General features: G+C 59.5%; 22 protein-coding genes. 12 read left to right on the top strand and 10 right to left on the bottom strand.

Annotated features, from left to right (window positions below):
• The first annotated feature begins 146 nt into the window (after window positions 1-146).
• Together ACO08A_RS28510 and ACO08A_RS28505 are read left to right on the top strand one after the other, a co-directional pair.
• Entirely contained in the window at window positions 147-740 is a 594-nt protein-coding gene (locus tag ACO08A_RS28510) for an NYN domain-containing protein (protein ID WP_422039219.1), read from the top strand.
• A 9-nt stretch (window positions 741-749) separates the two neighbouring features.
• Entirely contained in the window at window positions 750-1,415 is a 666-nt protein-coding gene (locus tag ACO08A_RS28505) for a uracil-DNA glycosylase (RefSeq protein WP_422039218.1), read from the top strand.
• 63 nt (window positions 1,416-1,478) lie between these two features.
• On the opposite strand, the gene ACO08A_RS28500 is transcribed toward ACO08A_RS28505, so the two are convergent.
• The 7 genes from ACO08A_RS28500 to ACO08A_RS28470 all read right to left on the bottom strand — a co-directional run bounded on the left by ACO08A_RS28500 (window position 1,479) and on the right by ACO08A_RS28470 (window position 8,515).
• Window positions 1,479-2,246 carry an arginyltransferase gene (locus ACO08A_RS28500; protein WP_422039217.1) on the bottom strand — a complete coding sequence of 256 codons (768 nt, stop codon included), beginning with the start codon at window positions 2,244-2,246 and terminating at the stop codon, window positions 1,479-1,481.
• Window positions 2,247-2,265: 19 nt separating this feature from the next.
• On the bottom strand, window positions 2,266-4,113 hold the full coding sequence (locus ACO08A_RS28495) for an SLC13 family permease (protein ID WP_422039216.1): 1,848 nt from the start codon (window positions 4,111-4,113) through the stop codon (window positions 2,266-2,268).
• A 193-nt stretch (window positions 4,114-4,306) separates the two neighbouring features.
• Entirely contained in the window at window positions 4,307-4,987 is a 681-nt protein-coding gene (locus ACO08A_RS28490) for a class I SAM-dependent methyltransferase (protein ID WP_422039215.1), read from the bottom strand.
• An 8-nt stretch (window positions 4,988-4,995) separates the two neighbouring features.
• Window positions 4,996-5,475 (bottom strand): pseudoazurin, encoded by a 480-nt coding sequence (locus ACO08A_RS28485; protein ID WP_422039214.1) that lies wholly within the window; start codon window positions 5,473-5,475, stop codon window positions 4,996-4,998.
• Window positions 5,459-6,232, bottom strand: a complete 774-nt coding sequence (locus ACO08A_RS28480; RefSeq protein WP_422039213.1) for an ABC transporter ATP-binding protein — start codon at window positions 6,230-6,232, stop codon at window positions 5,459-5,461. Before ACO08A_RS28480 ends, ACO08A_RS28485 begins: the two co-directional genes overlap by 17 nt.
• Entirely contained in the window at window positions 6,229-7,302 is a 1,074-nt protein-coding gene (locus tag ACO08A_RS28475) for a FecCD family ABC transporter permease (RefSeq protein ID WP_422039212.1), read from the bottom strand. The genes ACO08A_RS28480 and ACO08A_RS28475 overlap by 4 nt, the downstream gene beginning before the upstream one ends.
• Before the next feature lie 61 nt (window positions 7,303-7,363).
• The gene (locus ACO08A_RS28470; protein WP_422039211.1) at window positions 7,364-8,515 is read right to left on the bottom strand and encodes an ABC transporter substrate-binding protein; all 1,152 of its coding nucleotides are present in this window, start codon (window positions 8,513-8,515) and stop codon (window positions 7,364-7,366) included.
• Between the two features lie 259 nt (window positions 8,516-8,774).
• Between ACO08A_RS28470 and ACO08A_RS28465 the strand changes: the two genes are divergently transcribed.
• The gene (locus ACO08A_RS28465) at window positions 8,775-9,269 is read left to right on the top strand and encodes a TspO/MBR family protein (RefSeq protein WP_422039209.1); all 495 of its coding nucleotides are present in this window, start codon (window positions 8,775-8,777) and stop codon (window positions 9,267-9,269) included.
• Between the two features lie 459 nt (window positions 9,270-9,728).
• Window positions 9,729-10,391 carry a hypothetical protein gene (locus tag ACO08A_RS28460; protein ID WP_422039208.1) on the top strand — a complete coding sequence of 221 codons (663 nt, stop codon included), beginning with the start codon at window positions 9,729-9,731 and terminating at the stop codon, window positions 10,389-10,391.
• Between the two features lie 578 nt (window positions 10,392-10,969).
• On the opposite strand, the gene ACO08A_RS28455 is transcribed toward ACO08A_RS28460, so the two are convergent.
• The 3 genes from ACO08A_RS28455 to hemB all read right to left on the bottom strand — a co-directional run bounded on the left by ACO08A_RS28455 (window position 10,970) and on the right by hemB (window position 13,844).
• A complete protein-coding gene (locus tag ACO08A_RS28455; protein ID WP_422039207.1) occupies window positions 10,970-11,488 on the bottom strand; it encodes an RDD family protein in 519 nt (172 codons plus the stop codon).
• Window positions 11,489-11,598: 110 nt separating this feature from the next.
• Window positions 11,599-12,852, bottom strand: coding sequence for a threonine ammonia-lyase (locus ACO08A_RS28450; protein WP_422039206.1), 1,254 nt, complete (start codon window positions 12,850-12,852; stop codon window positions 11,599-11,601).
• A complete protein-coding gene (gene hemB, locus ACO08A_RS28445) occupies window positions 12,849-13,844 on the bottom strand; it encodes a porphobilinogen synthase (protein WP_422041833.1) in 996 nt (331 codons plus the stop codon). The genes ACO08A_RS28450 and hemB overlap by 4 nt, the downstream gene beginning before the upstream one ends.
• A gap of 269 nt (window positions 13,845-14,113) precedes the next feature.
• Here hemB and ACO08A_RS28440 point away from each other — a divergent pair, with 269 nt between their 5' ends.
• The 8 genes from ACO08A_RS28440 (at window position 14,114) to glyA (ending at window position 21,969) form a co-directional block, all read left to right on the top strand.
• Window positions 14,114-15,253, top strand: coding sequence for an isobutyryl-CoA dehydrogenase (locus tag ACO08A_RS28440; RefSeq protein WP_422039205.1), 1,140 nt, complete (start codon window positions 14,114-14,116; stop codon window positions 15,251-15,253).
• A gap of 54 nt (window positions 15,254-15,307) precedes the next feature.
• A complete protein-coding gene (locus ACO08A_RS28435) occupies window positions 15,308-16,342 on the top strand; it encodes an enoyl-CoA hydratase/isomerase family protein (protein WP_422039204.1) in 1,035 nt (344 codons plus the stop codon).
• 18 nt (window positions 16,343-16,360) lie between these two features.
• Window positions 16,361-16,786, top strand: coding sequence for a DUF6163 family protein (locus ACO08A_RS28430; protein WP_422039203.1), 426 nt, complete (start codon window positions 16,361-16,363; stop codon window positions 16,784-16,786).
• 95 nt (window positions 16,787-16,881) lie between these two features.
• Window positions 16,882-17,772 (top strand): 3-hydroxyisobutyrate dehydrogenase, encoded by an 891-nt coding sequence (gene mmsB / locus ACO08A_RS28425; protein WP_422039202.1) that lies wholly within the window; start codon window positions 16,882-16,884, stop codon window positions 17,770-17,772.
• Window positions 17,773-17,928: 156 nt separating this feature from the next.
• The gene (ldtR, locus tag ACO08A_RS28420) at window positions 17,929-18,444 is read left to right on the top strand and encodes a transcriptional regulator LdtR (RefSeq protein ID WP_306145182.1); all 516 of its coding nucleotides are present in this window, start codon (window positions 17,929-17,931) and stop codon (window positions 18,442-18,444) included.
• Window positions 18,445-18,797: 353 nt separating this feature from the next.
• Window positions 18,798-20,117 carry a L,D-transpeptidase family protein gene (locus tag ACO08A_RS28415; RefSeq protein ID WP_422039201.1) on the top strand — a complete coding sequence of 440 codons (1,320 nt, stop codon included), beginning with the start codon at window positions 18,798-18,800 and terminating at the stop codon, window positions 20,115-20,117.
• A gap of 100 nt (window positions 20,118-20,217) precedes the next feature.
• Window positions 20,218-20,445 (top strand): DUF6898 family protein, encoded by a 228-nt coding sequence (locus ACO08A_RS28410; RefSeq protein ID WP_422039200.1) that lies wholly within the window; start codon window positions 20,218-20,220, stop codon window positions 20,443-20,445.
• A 225-nt stretch (window positions 20,446-20,670) separates the two neighbouring features.
• Entirely contained in the window at window positions 20,671-21,969 is a 1,299-nt protein-coding gene (gene glyA, locus ACO08A_RS28405; RefSeq protein WP_422041832.1) for a serine hydroxymethyltransferase, read from the top strand.
• Window positions 21,970-21,989: the final 20 nt, after the last annotated feature.

Here is a 21,989-nt window from a genome sequence, read left to right as displayed (position 1 = left end):
TGAGCAAAACGGCGATAGGCGTTAAATGTATTCTCAGCAAAAATGCGTTTGCCGGGTGAAAGGCACAATGGGTCTGGCTGCGGGAGCCCGATCAACCATTCCTTTACATTCAAAAGCGCATTTAACTCGGAAAGGTTTCACTTAATATGTTTGACGCTAGAGAAAAAGTTGCTTTGTTCATCGATGGAGCCAACTTGTACTCGACGGCCAAGGCGATCGGATTTGATATCGATTACAAACGGCTGTTGAAGGAGTTCCAGGGACAGGCATATCTGCTGCGCGCATATTATTACACCGCGCTTATCGAGGATCAGGAGTATTCGTCGATCCGGCCGCTCATCGACTGGCTGGACTACAACGGTTACAAGGTCATCACCAAGCCGGTGAAGGAATTCGTCGACAGTGCCGGGCGCCGAAAGGTCAAAGGCAACATGGACATCGAGCTTGCGGTCGATGCCATGGAACTTGTCAAGTCCGTTGATCACATTGTGCTGTTCTCCGGCGATGGCGATTTCCGTTCGCTCGTCGAGGCGCTTCAGCGCAAGGGCAGGAAGGTCAGTGTCGTTTCGACGCTGAAGACCCAGCCGCCGATGATCGCCGATGATCTTCGCCGCCAGGCCGACCACTTCATTGATCTGGCAAGTCTTGCCAACAAGATCGGCCGTGATCCGTCGGAGCGCCCCGTGCGCCCGCAGATGTCGTCTCATGTCGATGATGACGACGAGGATGATGACTACTAAGCCGCCGTCATGCCGGCTCAGATAGACAATCAGAGACCAACGGATCCGCCGCCGGACTGCCCGGTCTGTCCGAGGCTCGTCGCCTTGCGTCACGAGCTTCAGGCGGCGCATCCGGATTGGCACAACGCGCCTGTGCCGTCGTTTTCAGCTGAAAACCCCAGGTTGCTGGTCATCGGTCTCGCGCCGGGCATGAAAGGTGCCAACTGCACCGGACGGCCGTTCACGGGCGACTTCGCAGGCGACCTTCTTTACAAGACGATGCTCGAATACGGATTTGCGGAGGGAACATACGCTGCACGCCCGGACGATGGTCTTGTCCTGAAAGATGCCATGATCACCAACGCCGTGCGCTGCCTGCCGCCGCAGAACAAGCCGACCGGCCCGGAAATCAAGGCGTGCCGCCCCTATTTGCTTGCAACGCTGTCGGCCAACCCGTCGATCCGCGCCGTCCTGGCGCTTGGAAGGATCGCGCACGAGACCTTCCTGACGGCGCTGGAGCTGCGCCGTGCCGCGTTTCCGTTTGCGCATTGCGCTGAGCATCAGCTTCCGGACCGTGAGATGTCATTGTTCGATAGCTATCACTGCTCGCGCTACAACACGAACACCGGACGTCTGACCGAAGACATGTTCCGGTCGGTGTTCGAGAAAATCCGACAGCATATTCCTCCGCAATAGCCGGCATCGATCAGCGATACATTTCGGTGAGTGCAACTGTCGTCGGAGATTGGCGGGAGGGCGCTAACCCTTGTCTGCCGCGTCTGTGTCGACCACCGTCCAGCCGTTCGGGCCAAGGTGCTCCTGCGGCTTGAACCGGGCCTTGTAGGCCATCTTTGCCGACCCCTCGACCCAGTATCCCAGGTAAACATAGGGAAGCCGCATCTTCCGCGCCCGCTCGATGTGGTCGAGGATCATGTAGGTGCCGAGCGCTGTTTCCGTATAGGCGGGGTCATAGAACGAATACACCATGGACAGCCCGTCGGAGAGCTGATCGCTCAAGGCGACACCGAGCAGCGGGCCTTCCCCGGTGCCGGTCACGAAGCTGTCCGGTCCGCGCTGGCGGTATTCAAGCACGAGGGTCTCGACATGTGTGTCTTCGACCATCATCGCGTAGTCGAGCACGCTCATCTCCGTCATGCCGCCGTCTTCGTGGCGTTCCTGAAGATAGTCCCTGAAAAGATCATACTGCTCCGCCGACGGGCTGGCGGGCAGGCGTGCGCCGATGAGGTTCGCGCCGGACTTCCAGACGCGCCTGAGCGATTTGCTCCACTTGAAGTCGTTCACGCGCACGCGCACGGATATGCAGGACTGACACTGTTCGCATGCCGGGCGGTAGGCGATGTTCTGGCTGCGGCGGAAACCGCCCTGCGTCAGCACCTCGTTCAGGGCGGGCGCACCGTGGCCTACCAGATGCGTGAACACCTTCCGCTCGTGCTTTCCCTCCAGATAGGGGCAGGGCGCAGGGGCTGTAAGATAGAACTGCGGATGGTCGGTCGGGTGTCTTGTCACCTTGTTGTCCCGCGATACCTCAATGCGTTACTGACATTCCATAGTACCATGGCGCGACCAACGAGAACGTCAACCATAAAATGAGCGCCAGCGGGACACCTGCGCGGATGAAGTCGATGAACCGGTAGTGGCCCGGACCCATCACGATCAGGTTTGTCTGGTAGCCGATCGGTGTCGCAAAGGACGTGTTGGCCGCGATGATCAGGCAGACGACGAATGCCTCCGGCGGCTGCCCGATCTGGTTGGCCAGATTGATCGCGATTGGTGTGAACAGAACCGCGGCGGCGTTGTTGGAGAGAAAATTCGTCAACACCATGACGAGAAAGAACAAGGCCGAAAGAATGACGGGTGCGGACGCCCCGTGCAGTGCGTAGACGAGTGCGGAGGCAATCGCCGTCGCACCACCGGTTGCTTCAAGCGCAACGGCGGCGGCCAGCGAAGCGCCGACCAGCATGAAGATCCGGCTGTCAATCGCGCGCATCGCCTGACGGATATTCAGGCAGCCGGACGCGATCATCGCGAAGGTTCCGCCGATCGCCGCCGAAACGATCGGGACCAGCCCGGACGCTGCCAGTGCGACGACGACGGCAAAGATCGCCAGGGCTCTCGGCGCATAGCGCCGTCTGGGCACTTCGGCCGTCGACCAGTCGAGCAGCAGCACGTCGCGATTACCGCGCAGGCGCGAAATGTCCTCTTCGCTGCCGGCGACAAGCAGCACGTCACCGGCTTCGAGCCTGATGTCGTTCATCGCCATGCGGGGCATTCGGCTGCGTCTCTGGATGCCCATGACGAGACAGCCCGTGTCGGCATAGAACCCGGATTGCGGCAGTGTTCGTCCCATCAGCCTCGACGCGGGTGCCACGACGACCTCTGCAAGGCTGATCGATCCAGGCTGAACGGCCTGCTGGTCCCGCCCGGGGCTGGCCTGTTCCGTCTCCGCCTCCATGAGCGGCTGCCGGCGCGCGAGCGCGTTGGCGAGCGCATTTCTGGTCGCCGCGACGATCACCGTATCGCCGGGCGAGAGCACGACATTCTCGAAGGGCGGCAACAGTGGTTCCTGACCGCGCTGCACGAGGCGGACCGTCATGTCCTTCAGCTTGGGAAACATGCCCGAAACCGCCTCGACCCCGACGAGCGGATGCCCGTAGGTGATTTCGATCTGCGCAATGAACTGCTTGCCTGACGTTGCCTGGAATTCCTCTGCCATCGTCTTGCGGGTTGTCATCAGGTGCGGCATGACGAAAAACACGTAAAGGGAGCCGACACCGGCAATGATCAGTCCGATCGGTGTAAAGCTGAAAAAGCTCAACTGGAGGTCGGACGATTGCGCGGCGTAATTGGCGACCAACAGGTTGGTTGACGACCCGATGAGCGTCGTCATACCACCGAGGATCGCGATGAAGGACAGCGGCATGAGAACGCGCGATGAAGACTGCCCGACAGTCGCGGCGACCGCTGTCAGGATCGGCAGAAACATGACGACGACGGGCGTGTTGTTCAGGAAGGCGCTGAGGACGGCGACTGCCAGCAGGATCGGTATCGTCGCCAATGCGGAACGTCCGCGCGTCATCCGGACAATGGTCTTGGCCGGCCCCTCCAGCGCATCGGTCTGGAACAGTCCCTGGCCGATGATCAGCAGGCAGATCACCGTAACCAGCGCAGGATTGGCAAATCCCATGAGAAAATCGGCTGTGGCAACCTGATGGCCGTCCGGGGTTTCTACGGGAAAGATTGAAAAGATGACGATGAAGGCAGTCACGGACCCAAGAGCGACCGTCTCGATGGGATAGCGCTCGACGGCATACAGGATGACGGTCGACGCGATGACCGCAAAGGTCAGCGCCATCGCGATATCAACAGAATGCATTCACCTGCCCAAGCCTTGCGTGGCCACTCTTGACGAACGCACAGTGTAGAACAGGCGGTCCGCTCATTGAAAGAGCCTTGAATTCAACGGCCCGTTGATACGGAGTGGATCGTCCTCTGCCTAGCGCTTTCTGGAGAAAAAAGTTTCTTACACACCGGATTCGAAACCCGTGGGCAGTGATCGTGGTTTGAGCTCAACCCGTTGTTTCGAAGCGGAACATCAGTTTCCATCGGCTGTACGTTTCCAGGCGGTCCACGTCGGTTGGAAAGTAGTCGCTCGGCGCTTCCATCGGGACGAAGGCATTGGCCAGAAAACGGCGGACGGAGACCGCAAAACCTGCTGTCCGGAACGCCCCGGCTATGTCGGCAATGCTGTGATTGGGCACGGGAACGTTCGAAAACTCCTGGATCCGGGCGCGCCACATCGCCCAGAGCGGGCTGTCCCGGTGACAGCAGGTGACGGCATAGTAGCTGCCGCCCGGTTTTAGGGCGCGGGCCATCTGCCGTGCATGCGCGTGAAGATCTGCGAGCAGGTAGATCACCTCATGCGAGAACGCGAGATCGAACCGTTGATCGGTATCCGGGAATTCGGCGGTTGCGCGGTACGAGATCAGACGGTTTCCCTTGAGCGCCTCGGCGATTTCGATCGGACGGCGCGCGATGTCGACGCCGGTGCCCGACCTAAAGGGGCGCAGGTCATGCAGCAGCCGGAGAAAACCGCCCTGATTGCAACCGAAATCAAGCACGTCCGCATTGGACAGGTTGGTTTCATCAATGGCATCAATCATTTCACACCAGATCCAGGTGTGCTCTTCCGTCATCGCGTCTTCTTCGGACGGGAGGCTGGACCAGTGTTCGATTAGGTTTGTTTCCACGGCCATACCTATGCCTTTGCTTCCAGGTCTTTCAGGAGCGCGCGGAACACCTTGCGAGCGCTGCCGGGGTGCCTGATTTTCTTCACTGATTTCAGGTTCGACAGGTCGTTTCCGACAACGATCAGGCCGACCATTCCCCACTCGTAATGGGGAACGCAGATGTGTCCGTAGATCCCCGGAACGGTGAACTCGACCGTCAGGTTCTCGTCGATAGCGCCGTTCCAGGGTGCGGCGCCTTCCGGGATCATGCCGCGCTTGGACGCCGAGTTGTGACCCGCATCCGTCGGTACGAATGTAACGCCGTCGCCTGGGTTGATCCGAAGGATTGCCGGCTCAAAGACATTCGGCGTGTCCGGGTCACCGCAGGCCGCATTGAGCATGAGCACGCCGTGTTCTGCGTCTGAGGATGCAGGGGCGGGGCAGGCGAGAGCCGATCCGGTTCCGGCCATCGCAGCCGCGGAGAGAATGAATTCACGGCGTGTAAGCATGGACGATGAGTTCCTCTCTGGGGCCCGTCGACGTTTCGATCGCGACCCCGTAGGTGTTCGAAATTGCATCAGCGCGCAAAACCGCCGCAGGCGATCCCTGGGCAAGGATCCGGCCTTCGCCAAGCAGGATCAGATGGTCAGCAAAGCGTGCGGCGAGGTTGAGGTCGTGAAGCGCGACGATGCCGATCGCGCCGCGTTGCGCGACTGCCGATCTTATCCTGCCGAGCACCTCCAACTGGTGGCGCAGGTCGAGCGCGGACGTCGGCTCGTCAAACAGGTAGACATCCGATTTTCTGATCAGCGCCTGGGCGACGGACACCATTTGTGACTGCCCGCCTGAAAGCTCGCTCACATAGGCTTCAGAAAGGTGGCTTATGCCGGCATCCTCCAACGTGGTGCCGACGGCGATCATGTCGGTTTCGCTTACACGCCATCCCCTGAGCTGTTTGTGCGCCATCATGACGACGTCGAAAACGGTGAGGGCGGCATTGGCGGTAAAGAACTGCGGCATGAAACAAACACGTTTCAGGCGCGCCCGCGTGGATAGGGTTGCGAGGTCGACATCGCCAAGATGCACCTGGCCACGTTCGGTCTTCAGCAGCCCCGCGATCAAACGGAACAGCGTCGATTTTCCGGCGGCATTGGGGCCAATGAGGGCAGTCAGCCTGCCGGGCATGATCGGGTCCAGGTCGATGCCATCGAAGATCCGCCGGGATCCGTAGGAAAACGAGAGACCTTGTGCAGTGAGTGTGTTCATTGCCAGTGCCTCTTGCGCTGACCCAGGATCAGCAGAAGGAAGAACGGGATGCCGATCAGCGACGTAATCATCCCGATCGGATAGACGATGCCCGGCGTGATTGCCTTGGACGCAATCGATGTTCCGGACAGGATGAGCGCACCGCAGAGGGCGGAAAGAGGAAGAAAACCGCGCTGATCCTCGCCGACGATCATGCGCGCGATGTGCGGGCCGACAAGGCCGACAAAGGCGATTGCCCCGACGAAGGAAACGGCGACGGCTGCGAGCAGCGAGACACCGGCCAGCACCGTGATCCGCAACAGGCCGACATTGACGCCGAGCGCGGCCGCCTTTTCTTCCCCCATGCGCAGCGCGGTGAGGGCCCAGGAACGGCTCATGAACCAGGGCAACATGAGCAAGAGGATGGCGAAACAGATACCGACTTTGCCCCAGGTCGCCCGCGCCAGCGAACCGAGCTGCCAGAAGATCAGCTGCGCAAGCTGAATTTCCGAGGCGCCATACTGCAGGAACGCCAGCAGCGCGTTGAACGTGAACAGCATGGCGATCCCGACCAGGATCATGGCCTCAGGCGTGACCCCGCGCAGCCGCGTGAAGAGAAAGAGCGCGCAGGAGGTCAGCATTGCGAACACGAAGGCGTTTACCGATACGAACAGCCCGCCGACGCCCGGGATCACCGACCAGCCAAGCACGATGGCAAGCGCTGCACCGAACCCGGCTGCGGAACTGAGGCCGAGGGTGAATGGATCGGCGAGGGGATTGTTCAAGATGGTCTGCATTTCGGCTCCGGCGACGCCCAGCATCGCGCCGACCGCAACGGCCATGAGGGCAACCGGCAGGCGCAACTGCCAGATGATGACATCTTCCTTGGGCGTGGCGACGGAGCGGTCCAGAATGACCTGTATCGTGCGCCAGATGGAGAGATCGGCCGGACCGGTCGTGATGTCGATGATGACGAGGCCTGCAAGAAGGAGACAGGCGAAACAGACGAGCAGGACCCGCCGCAGGTGGCGGAGCTTGTAGGCGCGCACCAGCGCCAGGGCTTCGCCGGATACAAGTGTGCTGTCGGACATAACAAATCCATTGTGCGCACCGCCGCCGAACAGTGGAGCGGCAGTGCGCCGGAAAGATGGTCTAGTTGTTGAGCGTTACCCAGAACTGGCCGGACAGTTCGTATGGCAGGAACCGGTCGTGCAGGTCCTTGAACGTCGCCTCCGGATCAAGATCCTCGAAATCTTCCGGGTGCAGCCATTTCGCCAGAACCTGGACCGCGATGAAATGGTAGGGCGAGTTGTAGAACTGGTGATAGATCGAGTGGAAGCGACCCTCCTTGACGGCACGAAGATCGGCAAAGCCCGGGCGCGCGGCCAGCGCGGCGAGGCGGTCGCCATTCACTTCCGGGTCGCCGTCATACCCAAGGAGCGTCGATGTCACTTCCGGGCGCGCTTCCTTCCAGTTTGCACCGGTGCCGAAAACCACATCCGGGTCCGCATCGATGATCCCTTCCAGGTTCAAATCGACGGAGTAGGCATTGGCAAGCGTGGAAGCATAGTTCTTGCCGCCTGCGAGTTCGACAAAACGGCCGTAATTATACGGGCCGAATGACCAGCAGCAGAAATCGGTCTGCCATCCCGCGGCGTTTTCGACCACAACAAGAGGGCGGTCTTCCGCCGGGATGGTATCGACGACATTCGTCACCTTGCGCATCTGGGCGATGTAGAAATCGATGAACTCCGCCGCGCGCTTCTCTTCGCCGAAGATCCGGCCGAGGATCAGCATGGACGGAACGGCGTTCTCGGTCGCATTGCGGCGGAAGTCGATGAATGCGACCTGGACACCTGCATTTCCGAGTTTTTCGATCAGACCGGTTTCCTCGGCCTTGAACAGGTTGCCGACATCGAGCAGCACAAGGTCGGTTTCCGCTTCAAGGACGGCCTCGATGGAAAAGTCACCGGCATAAGGGTTGCCGAAGTCGATCATCCGCGCCGTGTCTTCCGGAAACGCGCCCTGGTACTTACGGAATGCGTCCGGATCGTACTGCACGAGATCGCTTTTCCAGCCCACGATCTTCTCGAACGGGTTGCCGTCGATGAGCGGCGCAATGCCGTACATCATCCGGCCTTCACCCAGAATGATCTTGTCCGGCATTTCCGGCAAGGTGACTTCCCGGCCTGCAATATCGGTGAAGGTAAGGGCCTCGGCCCAGGCGGTCGTGGCTGGCGTTGCCAACAGGGAGCCGGCCACGAACGCGCACGTCAGTGCGCCTACGCGTTTGAAGAAAGACATAGCGTTTTCCGTTAGTTAGATTGCAGCGCAGCAATAACAAAAACAGAATTTAAAGTCGACTCAAATATTCAGGTTTTTGCTACCGTGAGCTTCGCGTCTTGGTAGAGCACGGAAAAGTCAGCGAAAATTCCAGCGCCGGTTTCGGTCTCCGAAGATCTGACGGACCGACTTAACGTGCGCGATTTGCGCGTGGCATTAAGTTGGTTCTGGCCAAAAGACCCGTGCCGTGAAACGCTGGATCGCGCAAAACAGGAAAACAATGAAGAAGATGTCAACCGAATCGCCGCTGAAGCTGAACACGCCACGCGCAATTGCGACGCTCCTGTTCTTTGTCGTTGTCCTTCTGGGGATGGGAACTTTCATCGGCACGCAGTCGGCACCGGGCGACTGGTACGAGACCCTTAAAAAGCCGTCCTTCAATCCGCCGAACTGGATCTTCGGACCGGTCTGGACCGTGCTTTACCTGTTTATCGCCGTTGCCGGCTGGCGGACATTCAGGCAAGCGTCTCGCTCGGCGGCCATGAAGCTCTGGGTGACCCAGATGGTGCTGAACTGGGCGTGGTCGCCGTTCTTTTTCGTCTTTCACCAACTGTGGTTCGCGCTGGTGATCCTTCTGGGAATGTTGGCCGCGATCGGTCTCTTCATCGCCAACCGGTGGCTGCCGGACAGGACCGCGGCGCTCCTGTTTTGTCCCTATCTGGCCTGGGTCGGCTTTGCGGGTCTGCTCAATCTGTCCCTGGCGCTGCTGAATTGAAAGCCCAACAATCCGTATTCCTCGCCTCGGCCAAGGAAGCCGAACAGGGAAACAGAGACGTAACTCCGGTCCAGAGGCAACTTCGGTCTGAAATTTGCTTTCGAAATGGTGGGGTCAAGACAAGGCTACCCTTGCGGATGATCTCGACCGCCTGCCACAGATAATTGGCGCTAATCAAAATGCCCGCCAGACAACAACTCTACTGTTGCGTTCGGTAAAACAGCTCATTATCAACCTGATACGTCAAGGAGTGTGCAAGTCTGCACTGTCGCTGCAACCGCAACATCGATTGATGTTACGCGCACGGGTGGAAAGCCGCACAACGGCCGTGAAATGGCTTGTCGGTTTGGATTAGTACTACGCAACGTAGCTTTATAAAGCACTGTGTATTTCGTTATTATTGACAATACGTAGAAGAAATTTTATCAACCCTGAGTAAGAAATACAGGGGCGATGCAAATGCGTTTTTATGGAATGATTCTCGGTGCAGCACTGTGTTTGACCGCTTTTCAAGCACAGGCAGCACCGACCACCTACCGATTCACCGCGAGCGTGTTTTTCGCTTCGAACGACGTGGGCTTTTTCGGTGCGGTCAGTACCGGAAATGTGGTGACAGGCGAATTTACGATCGATCCATCGGACGTGGCTTCCGCCGTTTTCTCCGATTCGAGCCTTTATTTTTCTCCGAACGCACAGATTTCGGCGTCTGTATCGGGCATAGATATTTCGAAAGCAGGCAGTCTAATTCAGGTAACTGATGATTCTCCCTTCGCCTACGACAGTTTCGACCTCATTGGCGCCGGGGCGGGCGATGCGGGAACCGGACTGGGGTACGGCTATTCGTCCGCAGGTATTTCCTTCGTAAATGAAGTCGATCCGGACACCTTTACGTCGTTGTCCATACCTTCCAACCTGTCGCTGTCGGATTTTGAGGGTCATATGAATCTTGCGATTATCAGTTTCAACGGTTTCGTTTCCGAGACTGAATTCGACAGGTGGGATGGCTTTACCGCAGACATAACTTCGCTCGAACGAGTCACTGCGGTTCCGTTACCGGCCGGACTGCCTCTGCTGGCGTTGGGGCTCGCGCTTCTGGGAACGGTTCGCAGGCTTCCTGGCTGAGCCAGCGTCGGACACGTCTCTTGCTCAACCAACATAGTGCCCGCTCATCGGTCCTGCGGTGTGCGGGTATCAATCGCGGCGAAACGCTTCGGCGGGAGCACAGATTACTGGTCCTTTAGCGGAAAACCGGCGGCGTTCCAGTCTGTCTCGTCATAGCCATCCAGCTCGGTCGCAGGCAAACCTGCATGTCTAGCCTGCAGGATTACAGAGAGCCCGGCAGATCAAACGAACCAAGAATTTAGTTTGGCAGGCGTTTTCATCATTTCCGGTGACGCACTATTGAGTTGGCGTCTCCTTGATGCTCGCTGTCGGTGTGGAGGTTCGGCGACGCGACGCCGCGCCGGTTTTGGTTTGAGAGCCCGATCAGATTTGGATGCAAACGAGAGATGCGGCCGGAGATCCGGCAACATAACCAAAATCCGGCCTCGACCGAAAGAACTTGTGGCCCAGTCGCTCTTAAGACGGCATGCCCTTGTGGTTCGCCGGTTTCTGAGGCGGCAACTTGGACATTGAGCCCCCGCTTTCCTCGATTGCCGCACCTAGACTTGAGAAATATGGGTTCTTTTCAAGGGTAGCAGTTAGGCGTTCTGCGGGTCTCCCGCCAATACAAACCGCTGATGGTATGCCGAGTTCACCACGACGACCCCGAGGATCATGTCATGCAGCAGGCGCTTGCGGTCCGAGAACAGCGACACCAGCAGTACCAGCGGGGTCAGCAGTGAAACCGAGAACCAGAACAGAAGCGCATGGACGGCGGCGAGCAGGGGATAGGGTTTTGCACCGTACCAGAGGCGCATTTCCAGGCCCATGGCGCGCATGCCGAGCGTCGAGGCCTGCGGCCCGCCGAGCGTGAAGGCCACGTAGAGGAGCGCAACCGCTGCCGGCAGGATTCCGTAGAGCAGGAACCCGAGCCCAAGCGTGAAAACGCCCAGGAAGAACACGAGAATACCCGCCCCGAAGGTCATGAGAGCGATCACGATCACGTCGATGAAGAACGCGAAGATCCGGCGGCTGCGCACGCCGGAAAACAGTTCCGGATGCAGGGCGGGATCAAAAACGTCTTCGCGAACATGGTCGGTCGAAGTCTCGGCGGACATTAAGCGGCTCCTTGTATTGTGATGAGCCTCATGTGGGCATTCACGCCGCAAAACGCAAATTCAGCAGGACCGAAGTCGCGGGACGCCGCAAGCCTGGAGGCCGCTTCATATCACCCCATGCGCTCGCCGATTTCCAGATAACGGACCACAAAACCGCGGTCCCTAAGCGCTGCGACGATCCGCTCGCCATGGTCCCGGTCGAACGCTTCGAAGGAGACATCGAGCGTCGCGCCCTTTGCCGGCACGTTCAAGAACAGCCTGTGGTGCTCGACGTCGACCACATTGCCCTGCATGTCGCCGATCACGGTCGCGATCTCGCCCAGAGTGCCGGGCCGGTCCGGCGTGTCGATCCGGATGGAGACGAGCTTGCCGTCCCGGGCAAGTTCCCGGACGACGATCTTGGAAAGAAGACGCGGGTCGATGTTGCCACCGCACAGAACGAGACCGACCTTCCTGCCTTCGAAGCGCTCACGATCCGACAGGAGGGCCGCCAGACCGGCAGCACCCGCACCCTCGGCAATCGTCCGCTGCAAGGTCAGATAGGCGTTGATCGAGCGCTCGATGCTGCTTTCGGAGACCAGAACCACGTCGTCGACGGTTCTCTTGACGATCTCGGTCGTCAGAACGCCGATGTCGCGCACGGCAATCCCTTCGGCAATGGTCGCGCCTTCGCACACAACCTCCTTGCCGTAGAACGCACCCCACATGCCGGGATAGAGCGTGGTTTCGACGCCGATGACCTCGACGCTCGGTTTCAGGGCCTTCGCGGCCGTCGCGATCCCGGCGATCAGCCCGCCGCCGCCGACCGGCACAACGATGACCTCGAGATCGGGCTGTGCCTCCAGCATTTCGATCGCGATCGTGCCCTGTCCGCGAATGACATGGGCGTCGTCATAGGGGTGAACCCAGACCAGATCCTTCTCTCTCGCCAGCCTGTCGGCCTCTTCCTTGGCCTCCGCGAGCGTGTTACCCGCCAGGACCACCTCGGCGCCATAGCCGCGCGTGGCGGAAATCTTCACGAAAGGCGTCAGCACCGGCATCACGATCGTGGCCGGAATGCCGAGGCGGCCGGCGTGGTAGGCGACTCCTTGCGCATGGTTGCCCGCCGACACCGCAATCACGCCGCGGTGTTTTTCATCGGCGCTCAGACTGGACAGTTTGACCAGCGCCCCACGTTCCTTGAACGCGCCGGTCACCTGCATGTTCTCGTATTTGACGAAAACGTCGGCACCGGTGAGCTGCGACAGGCGCGGTGCGGGGAGGCACGGTGTCTTCAGAACCGCATCCTTTATGAGGTTTGCCGCTGCCTGAATGCCATCTAGGGAAACTTGAGCCTGATCCGCCGGACCGGGAACGGACGTCATGTGCGCTCGGCCAGCATCTCGGCAACCTTGGGGGCGAAATAGGTCAGGATCCCGTCCGCGCCCGCGCGCTTGAACGCCAGCAGGCTTTCCAGCATCGCGCGATCACCATCGAGCCAGCCATTGGCGCTGGCGGCCTTGATCATCGCGTATTCTCCCGACACCTGGTAGGCGTAGGTCGGGACCTGGAATTCATCCTTGATGCGCCGGACAATATCGAGATAGGGAAGGCCCGGCTTGACCATGACCATGTCCGCGCCCTCGGTGATGTCCAGCGCCGCCTCGCGCAGCGCCTCGTCCGTATTCGCCGGGTCCATCTGGTAGGTCCGTTTGTCGCCCTTGAGCGTACCCGATGATCCCACCGCATCCCGGAAGGGGCCGTAGAAGGCAGAAGCATATTTGGCGGAATAAGCCATGATCTGGGTGCCGCGATGGTCCTGGCTGTCGAGCGCCTGGCGGATGGCGCCGATGCGTCCGTCCATCATGTCGGACGGTGCGATGACGTCCGAGCCGGCCTCCGCCTGCACCAGCGCCTGACGGCACAATTGGTCGACGGTCTCGTCATTGAGGATCGTGTTCCCCTCCATCAACCCGTCGTGTCCGTGACTGGTATAGGGGTCGAGCGCGACATCGGTCATCAGGCCCGTGTTCAGTCCTTCCGCCTTGATGGCGCGCAGCGCGCGGCAGGTCAGGTTGTCCGCGTTGAGTGCCTCGCTCCCGCTATCGTCGCGCAGGTCAGGATCCGTGTAGGGAAACAGTGCAAGCGCGGGAATGCCGAGCTCTGCCGCACGCGTTGCCTCGCGGACGGCTTCGTCCACGGACAGGCGGACGACGTCGGGCATGGAGGCGACGGGCTGCCGGACATTTTCCCCGTCCACAAGGAAGATCGGCCAAATGAGATCGTCCACCGTCAGCGTGTTTTCGCGCACCAGGCGCCGGGACCAGTCGGTCTGCCGGTTGCGCCGCATGCGGGTGCCTGCCAGCAGGGTGTCCATGTGATCTGACGTAATCGGAGGAAGCGGCTTTTGGGACGACATGGCGGGTTCGGACTCGGGTTTCGGAAGGACAATGCACATTGTGCCGGATGTTATGGCGCAATCTATCACGCAGATTGACGCATTCCAACATTCTGTAAAACAACTGAAAATAATAACGAAAAAGAGATTGTTTGACGTTTGCGTCAAATATGGTTTAGTGCATCAGCCGTAGCGGAAAACGGATGGCTGTCACCTTCGCCGGGTGAGGCTCAGTTGGGAGGAACGACGTGGACTTTGCACCGAACGAAGATCAGCGCGCTTTTCAGGATATGGCGGCCAGCTTCTCAAGGGACGAGCTTGCCCCCTATGCAAAGGAGTGGGACGAAGACAGCATTTTTCCGGTCCCGACCCTGCGCAAGGCCGCCGAACTGGGGTTCGGCGGCATTTATGTGAAGGAAGACGTCGGCGGGTCCGCGCTCGCACGCCTGGATGCGGCGCTGATCTTCGAGGAACTCTCCAAGGGCTGCACATCGACTGCGGCCTATCTGTCCATTCACAACATGGTCGCCTGGATCATCGACACATACGCTTCTGAAGAGCTGCGGCAGAAATTTCTGCCCAGGCTCTGCACGATGGAGCTCCTGACGAGCTACTGCCTGACCGAGCCGGGCTCCGGGTCCGATGCGGCAAGCCTGCGCACCAGCGCAAGGGACGACGGCGACCACTACATTCTCAATGGCTCCAAGGCTTTCATTTCCGGCGGGGGGGTGAGCGATCTTTACGCCGTCATGGTTCGCACGGGCGGCGAGGGGCCCGCGGGCGTTTCCTGTCTTCTTGTTGAAAAGGGAACACCCGGCCTGAGTTTCGGAGCCAACGAAGTCAAGCTCGGCTGGAAGAGCCAGCCGACCGCGCAGGTCAATTTCCAGGATTGCCGCGTTCCGAAATCGAATCTCGTCGGCGCGGAAGGACAGGGCTTCAAGATCGCCATGTCCGCACTGGATGGCGGTCGTCTCAATATCGGAGCCTGTTCACTCGGTGCCGCGCAGGCCTGTCTGGATCACGCGCTGGACTACATGAAGGAGCGCAAGCAGTTCGGCAGGCCGATTGCCGATTTTCAGGCCCTGCAATTCCGGCTGGCCGATATGGCGACCGAACTGGAAGCAGCACGCCTGCTTCTCCACAAGGCGGCCGCGGCCGTGGATGCAAAATCCCACGAGGCGACAAGGCTGGCGGCCATGGCCAAACGGCTGGCGACGGACACCGGGTTCAAGGTCGTCAACGAAGCGTTGCAGCTTCACGGCGGATATGGCTATCTGCGCGATTATCCGATCGAACGTTTTTTCCGCGACGTCAGGGTGCACCAGATCCTGGAGGGAACCAACGAGGTCATGCGCCTGATCATTGCGCGCCATTTGCTGAAGGACTGAGTGAAGCCTCTCCTTTTACCCTTTGAAACGACTCGCATTCCACAAGGCAATTCAATGAACGACGAGATCCTGTTCGAGGTGCGCGGCAAGGCGGGGTTCGTGACCCTGAACAGGCCCAAGGCGCTCAACGCGCTGACACATGACAAGGTCAGGGCGCTGGCCTCGCAGCTGGAACGCTGGGCGGATGATCCCGCAGTCCGCCACGTTGTGATAGGGGGGGCAGGCGGCAAGGCCTTTTGCGCCGGAGGCGACATCCGTAGCATCTATGATGCCGGGCGCGCCGGGGAACTCGACGGACTGAAGACCTTCTTCCGGGACGAGTACACGCTGAACGCCTATATCAAGGCCTATCCGAAGCCCTACATCGCGCTGATCGACGGCATTGTCATGGGCGGCGGTGTCGGTGTGTCGGTGCACGGAAGCCATCGCGTCGGAACCGAAAACACGCTGTTTTCGATGCCGGAAACCGGGATTGGATTTTTCCCGGACGTTGGCGGCACGTATTTTCTGCCGCGCATGCCGCGCAAAACCGGCGTCTATTGCGCGCTGTCCGCCGGGAGGCTGAAGCAGGCAGACGCGCTCGCTTGCGGTGTCCTGACCCATGCCGCCGCGCGGGAAAACCTCTCGGATCTGCAGACAGCACTCGAATCGACAGACGATGTTGACGCGACGCTGGAGCGTTTTCTGGTGTCTCCTGAAGCAGGACCCGTGGAAAAGAATGCAGAGCTGATCGAACATGCGTTCTCGGCCTCTTCCGTCGAAGAGATTCTCGGCCGTCTTGACTCCCTCGGCGACGAGTTTGCACAAAAGACCGCTTCCGCGATCCGGGGAAAGTCACCGACTAGTGTCCTGATTGCCTTCGAGCAGATGAAGCGTGGCGCGGCGCTGACCTTCAACGACTGCATGCAGCTGGAATACCGGATCGTCTCGCAGATCCTGAAGGGCGAGGATTTCTTCGAGGGCATCCGCGCTGTCGTGGTCGACAAGGACCAGTCTCCGAAATGGCAGCCTAATCAGCTCGCACAAGTAGACAGGGCCGGGCTGGCGTCGTATTTCGAAGAACCGTCTGACGGAGATCTTCTTATCTAAGGCCCAATCGGATCGCACATGATCACAAGCTTCCAGGACCTCATTGACGCCCGCCCTCCGTGGAGCACGATCCTGATCCTTTATCTGCGCTGCATCGCGCTGGTTCTCATGGGCGGGGGCGTCATCTACTGGGCGCGCATCATCGGCATCGTCGAGTGGCATGGCAATTTTTTCTGGGACATGCCGATCGCCCTGCAAGGAGCGACTGTCTTTTTCGCCGTGCTGGACCTGGTTGCCGCTACCGGTCTCTGGCTGACCGTTTCCTGGGGAACGGTGATGTGGATATTCAGGTGTTTCTGCCAGATCCTGATGCACACGGCCTTTGCGGATCTCTATGGCCGCCGACCCTACGAAATCACCTTCTATCTGATCACGATCGCGATCTACGCGGCGCTGGCCTATCTCATGCACAAGGAAAACCGGGCGGCAACGGCAACCGGTTGACCGACGCCTGCGACGACCGATCAGCTGACTCAAATCATAAGGAAACCCGCCCAACCGACTCTGGAACAAGGCGGAATGCATCTGGGAGAGACGATATGACAAGCACAATCGGTTTCATCGGTCTGGGAAACATGGGTGGGCCCATGGCCGTCAATCTCGTCAAGGCCGGGCACAGGGTCCTCGGGTTCGACCTTTCGGAAGCAGCGGTGAGTGCGTTCGTCGAGGCCGGCGGTGAAAAGGCGGACGGCGTTGCAGACCTTGCCGGCGAAGCTGATATCATCGTCACGATGCTGCCTGCGGGCAAACATGTCCGCCAGATCTACCAGGGAGAGGGCGGCATTCTGGACAATGCGAAGGCCGGGACGCTTCTGATCGATTCCTCGACCATCGACGTCGACAGTGCCAGGGCGGTTTCGGCGGCCGCGGCAGGGAAGAACATGCCGATGGTGGATGCACCGGTCTCCGGCGGCGTCGGCGGTGCCACGGCCGGTACGCTGACATTCATGGTCGGCGGCTCCGAGGACGCATTCGCGTCGGCCAAGCCGTTTCTCGACATCATGGGCAAGACGATCGTGCATGCCGGCGGTGCGGGCAACGGCCAGGCGGCGAAGATCTGCAACAACATGATCCTCGGCATTTCCATGATTGCCGTGAGCGAGGCATTTGTGCTCGCCGAAAAACTCGGACTGGATGCGCAGAAGCTGTTCGACATCTCTTCAACGGCGTCCGGCCAGTGCTGGTCTCTGACATCCTATTGTCCGGTGCCGGGTCCTTTGCCGTCCTCGCCGGCCAACCGGGATTACCAGCCGGGATTTGCCGCGGCGATGATGCTCAAGGATCTGAAGCTCGCCCAGGAGGCGTCCAGCTCCGCAGGCGCAGCAACCCCTCTCGGAGCCGAGGCCGCGGCGCTTTATGCGCTGTATTGTAACTCAGGGGGAGATGCTAAGGACTTCTCAGGTATCGTGAATTTCCTGCGCGGAACGTGATTAACAAAAGATGAAACAGGGTGCTCAAAAGCGGTTCAAACGTTAACGAACGATTCAGCGTGTCTCTTAAGCGGATTTTAGAAACACTCGGTTAGATTGAGTGTCAAGGCGGGAAGATATCCGCCCATCAACAGGTACTATAAGAGGCGCAAACACATGATCACCGCAAGTAGGGCAGTCGACGCTGTTTCACCGAGCGAAGCGGACGAAGTGGAAATCAAGCCACTTTACCTTGAAGCTCTGACTCTTGTCGAAAGACTGCATCGGCGTCTGCTGGACGTCATCAAGGATGAATTCGACCGTATGGGTCGGTCCGATGTCAACAGCGTGCAGGCTTTGCTGCTGTTCAACATCGGCGACGCGGAGCTCACTGCCGGTGAGTTGCGTACCCGCGGCTATTATCTCGGATCGAACGTGTCCTATAACCTGAAGAAACTGGTCGAGACCGGGTACATCCACCACCAGCGTTCCCGTATGGACCGCCGGTCTGTGCGTGTCAGCCTGACCGACAAGGGCCAGGAAGTCGCCAAGATCGTCAACGATCTTTATGAGCGGCACATCCTGTCCGTCGAGCAGGTTGGCGAGATCGGTGCCGAGGACTTTGTTGCACTCAACAAGTCGCTTCGCCGTCTCGAACGCTTCTGGACCGACCAGATTCTCTACCGGCTCTGAATTCAAGCGGTATATCCGGATGACAAAGCACCGCCCACCGGGCGGTGCTTTTGTTTTGGGTCTTCACGCATTTGTGGCTTTTATTCGTTTCCTTTTCTTCTTATCCGGTGGTCTGGGCACAGCTCGTCTGAAAACGACTGAGATCGCCCGGATTTTGTGTGTTGCGGCTGTTCGGTGACATCTTGTGGTCACAAAAGAATGGCTTTGTGCAGCGCTCAAGGCGGCAGCATGGTTAAAAATTCAAGCGATTTATTAACCTCTGCCGAATAGAAATTTGTTTTGGAACAGGAAGCCGGAGCTGTTTTACTGGCCCGGTTCAATATCACGAGATCTGAAGGCGTAGGGCGTTGCAAATGAAGTTGGCGATGCACATGAAGGTCGGCCAGTCCGGAAAAGCGGGTTTTGCCGCGTGGCGTGCCGGGAAATCGTTCCTGGGCGTGTGCGCCCTGGGAATAGGCGCCTTGCTGGCACATGGCGGCCCGGCAAATGCACAGACGGCTTTGCAGTCGCTGCAGCAGAACCGGCAGAATGTCGAATGGACCGATAACTTCGATATCGCCACGGAGAACATCACCGAGGTGAATTCCTCCGCGCCGACCCTGTCCCCTGAAACAGCCGACTATATCGCTGTCGCGATCGATCGCTACCAGCGCATCGTTCAGGCCGGGGGCTGGGGAACGGTCACCGGTGGCGGCAAGGCGCTCCGCATCGGCGCGAAGGATCCGCGCGTAGTCGAATTGCGCCGCCGTCTGATCGCATCCGGCGACCTGGAACAGCAGGCCGGACTGTCCGACGCATTCGATTCCTACGTTGAAGCAGCGCTGCGCCGTTTCCAGCTGCGCCACGGGCTGATCCCCGATGGCGTCATGGGCAACGACACCGTCCAGGCGCTCAACGTTCCGGCCCATGTCCGCCTGGGCCAGCTCGAAACCAACCTGGTGCGCATGCGCTCCATGTCGGGTTTCCTCGGTGACCGATACGTGATGGTGAACATTCCGGCAGCGGAGATCGAAGCCGTTGAAAACGGCAGGGTCCGTTCGCGTCACACGGCCGTGGTCGGCAAGATCGACCGGCAGACGCCGATCCTGAACAGCAAGATCTACGAGCTGAACTTCAATCCCTACTGGACGGTTCCGGTCTCGATCATCCGCAAGGATCTCATTCCGAAAATGAAGGAAGATCCGGAATACCTGTCGAAGAACAACATCCGTATCTTCGACTGGAGCGGCAACGAGCTTGCCTGGCAGCAGATCGACTGGAACACGGATGAAGCGACGCAATATCGCTTCACCCAAGACCCGGGCGCGGAAAACTCGCTTGGCTCGGTCCGGATCAATTTCCACAACAAACACCAGGTGTATCTGCACGACACACCGTCCAAGACTCTGTTCGGCGAGAGCCAGCGTTTCCACTCTTCCGGATGCGTCCGCGTACAGAACGTCCGTGAGCTTGTCACCTGGATGCTCCAGTCGACGACACCGGACTGGGACCGCACGCGCGTGGATTCGGTCATTCGGACCGGCGAACGCGAGGACGTGAAGCTGAAAAAGTCAATTCCGCTTTACATGACCTACGTGACGGCGTGGGCCAATGCGGACGGCGTCGTCCATTTTCGCGACGACATCTATGCCAGGGATGATGTCCTTACCACCGAAACACAGGCGCGCCTATAGGGTTTTCAGCGCTTAACAGATGTGTGGGTACGAAACGCCGGTCTTGATAAGGCCGGCGTTTCGTGGCTTTTAGGAGACGACTGCAGCAGGGAGATGCCAGATGAGTCGCGAGCCGCGGCCAGGCGAGATCTATCTCGAGTTCCATCCGATCGGTCGGCAGGTGAAGGTCACCGCGATCGATGCTGCGACCGGCATTGAAGTCTCCACGTTCGGACCTGCAACGACGGCCCAGGAAGACCTGCAGCGCGTTGCGGTCCGGAAACTCATGCGCCGGATCAGCCAGATCGCCGATCGCGACGGCGCGGCACGTGACCCGACCCTGTATTGACGGAAACTTTGCCGTCGAACGCCGGAAGACCGCGCAGGCGAAGGCTTTCGAGACGATCATCTGTCGTTTTCCCAACTGGCCGCGTCGGTATGCCCCTTGGTTCTGCAGGGGGGCTGTGTTACTTCCTCGCGCCATGTTGGCCACGCGGCCTGGCCTTGCCCGGTTGGGTAAGGACCGGGGCCTGGTTCCTCGTCAATCGAATACAGGGAAAGTGCGATGTCTTTGATGGAAAGCTCCGGGCAGACTCATTCCGGTTTCTTCACAAGTACCCTTGCCGAAGTTGATCCCGATATTTTCGGAACCGTTCAGCAGGAGCTGGGACGCCAGCGGCACGAGATCGAACTGATCGCCTCGGAGAACATCGTGTCCCGCGCGGTTCTGGAAGCCCAGGGATCGATTTTCACCAACAAGTATGCCGAAGGCTATCCTGGCAAGCGCTACTACGGCGGTTGTGAGTTTGCGGACGTTGCCGAAACACTCGCGATCGAACGTGCCAAGGAACTGTTCGGCTGCCAGTTTGCCAACGTTCAGCCGAACTCCGGCAGCCAGATGAACCAGGCGGTGTTCCTGGCGCTCCTGCAGCCAGGCGACACCTTCATGGGTCTCGATCTCAATTCCGGCGGGCACCTGACGCATGGGTCCCCCGTGAACATGTCCGGCAAGTGGTTCAACGTCGTGTCCTATGGAGTGCGCAAGGACGACCACCGCCTCGACATGGAAGAGGTCGAGCGCCTTGCGAACGAACACAAGCCCAAGCTCATCGTTGCGGGCGGCACGGCCTATTCGCGCTTCTGGGACTGGGCGAAATTCCGCGAGATCGCCGACAGCATCGGTGCCTACCTGATGGTGGACATGGCGCATATTGCCGGCCTTGTGGCGGGCGGTGTGCATCCGTCCCCGGTGCCGCATGCCCACGTTGTCACCAGCACGACGCACAAGTCTCTGCGTGGTCCGCGCGGCGGCCTGATCCTGACCAATGACGAGGCAATCGCCAAGAAAATCAACTCGGCGGTCTTCCCGGGCCTGCAGGGCGGCCCGCTGATGCACGTCATCGCGGCGAAGGCGGTCGCCTTCAAGGAAGCGCTGCAGCCCGAGTTCAAGGCCTATGCCCGCGCGGTCGTCGACAATGCCAAGGCGCTTTCCGAAGCCTTGAAGGAACAGGGACTGGATATCGTTTCCGGTGGAACGGACAACCACTCCATGCTTGTCGATCTTCGCCCGAAGAATGCCACCGGCAAGGCGGCGGAAAAGGCGCTCGGGCGCGCGAACATCACCTGCAACAAGAACGGCATCCCCTTCGACCCGGAAAAGCCTTTCGTGACATCGGGCATCCGCCTCGGCACGCCTGCGGCCACCACGCGCGGCTTCGGTGTCGCCGAATTCAGGGAAGTTGCCGCCCTGATCACGGAAGTGTTGGATGGTTTGAAGGCCGCAAACAGTGAAGAGGGTAATGCGGCAGTTGAAGCAGCGGTCAAAGCCAAGGTAGAAGCACTGACGGCCCGGTTCCCGATCTACGGGGGATAATCCGGCCCGGTCAGGAGCTT

Source organism: Roseibium sp., from assembly GCF_965232425.1.
In the GTDB taxonomy this organism is placed as follows: domain Bacteria; phylum Pseudomonadota; class Alphaproteobacteria; order Rhizobiales; family Stappiaceae; genus Roseibium.
Note: the sequence above shows the minus strand (reverse complement) of the source record. Positions and strands in the feature narration are given on the sequence as shown.

Bases quoted from the DNA above. Each gene is read 5' to 3' on its own strand.
- ACO08A_RS28510 (WP_422039219.1), top strand. From the start codon at position 147: ATGTTTGACGCTAGAGAAAAAGTTGCTTTGTTCATCGATGGAGCCAAC.
- ACO08A_RS28505 (WP_422039218.1), top strand. From the start codon at position 750: ATGCCGGCTCAGATAGACAATCAGAGACCAACGGATCCGCCGCCGGAC.
- ACO08A_RS28495 (WP_422039216.1), bottom strand. From the start codon at position 4,113: ATGCATTCTGTTGATATCGCGATGGCGCTGACCTTTGCGGTCATCGCG.
- ACO08A_RS28485 (WP_422039214.1), bottom strand. From the start codon at position 5,475: ATGCTTACACGCCGTGAATTCATTCTCTCCGCGGCTGCGATGGCCGGA.
- ACO08A_RS28480 (WP_422039213.1), bottom strand. From the start codon at position 6,232: ATGAACACACTCACTGCACAAGGTCTCTCGTTTTCCTACGGATCCCGG.
- ACO08A_RS28475 (WP_422039212.1), bottom strand. From the start codon at position 7,302: ATGTCCGACAGCACACTTGTATCCGGCGAAGCCCTGGCGCTGGTGCGC.
- ACO08A_RS28470 (WP_422039211.1), bottom strand. From the start codon at position 8,515: ATGTCTTTCTTCAAACGCGTAGGCGCACTGACGTGCGCGTTCGTGGCC.
- ACO08A_RS28465 (WP_422039209.1), top strand. From the start codon at position 8,775: ATGAAGAAGATGTCAACCGAATCGCCGCTGAAGCTGAACACGCCACGC.
- ACO08A_RS28460 (WP_422039208.1), top strand. From the start codon at position 9,729: ATGCGTTTTTATGGAATGATTCTCGGTGCAGCACTGTGTTTGACCGCT.
- ACO08A_RS28455 (WP_422039207.1), bottom strand. From the start codon at position 11,488: ATGTCCGCCGAGACTTCGACCGACCATGTTCGCGAAGACGTTTTTGAT.
- ACO08A_RS28450 (WP_422039206.1), bottom strand. From the start codon at position 12,852: ATGACGTCCGTTCCCGGTCCGGCGGATCAGGCTCAAGTTTCCCTAGAT.
- hemB (WP_422041833.1), bottom strand. From the start codon at position 13,844: ATGGACACCCTGCTGGCAGGCACCCGCATGCGGCGCAACCGGCAGACC.
- ACO08A_RS28435 (WP_422039204.1), top strand. From the start codon at position 15,308: ATGAACGACGAGATCCTGTTCGAGGTGCGCGGCAAGGCGGGGTTCGTG.
- ACO08A_RS28430 (WP_422039203.1), top strand. From the start codon at position 16,361: ATGATCACAAGCTTCCAGGACCTCATTGACGCCCGCCCTCCGTGGAGC.
- mmsB (WP_422039202.1), top strand. From the start codon at position 16,882: ATGACAAGCACAATCGGTTTCATCGGTCTGGGAAACATGGGTGGGCCC.
- ldtR (WP_306145182.1), top strand. From the start codon at position 17,929: ATGATCACCGCAAGTAGGGCAGTCGACGCTGTTTCACCGAGCGAAGCG.
- ACO08A_RS28415 (WP_422039201.1), top strand. From the start codon at position 18,798: ATGAAGTTGGCGATGCACATGAAGGTCGGCCAGTCCGGAAAAGCGGGT.
- ACO08A_RS28410 (WP_422039200.1), top strand. From the start codon at position 20,218: ATGAGTCGCGAGCCGCGGCCAGGCGAGATCTATCTCGAGTTCCATCCG.
- glyA (WP_422041832.1), top strand. From the start codon at position 20,671: ATGGAAAGCTCCGGGCAGACTCATTCCGGTTTCTTCACAAGTACCCTT.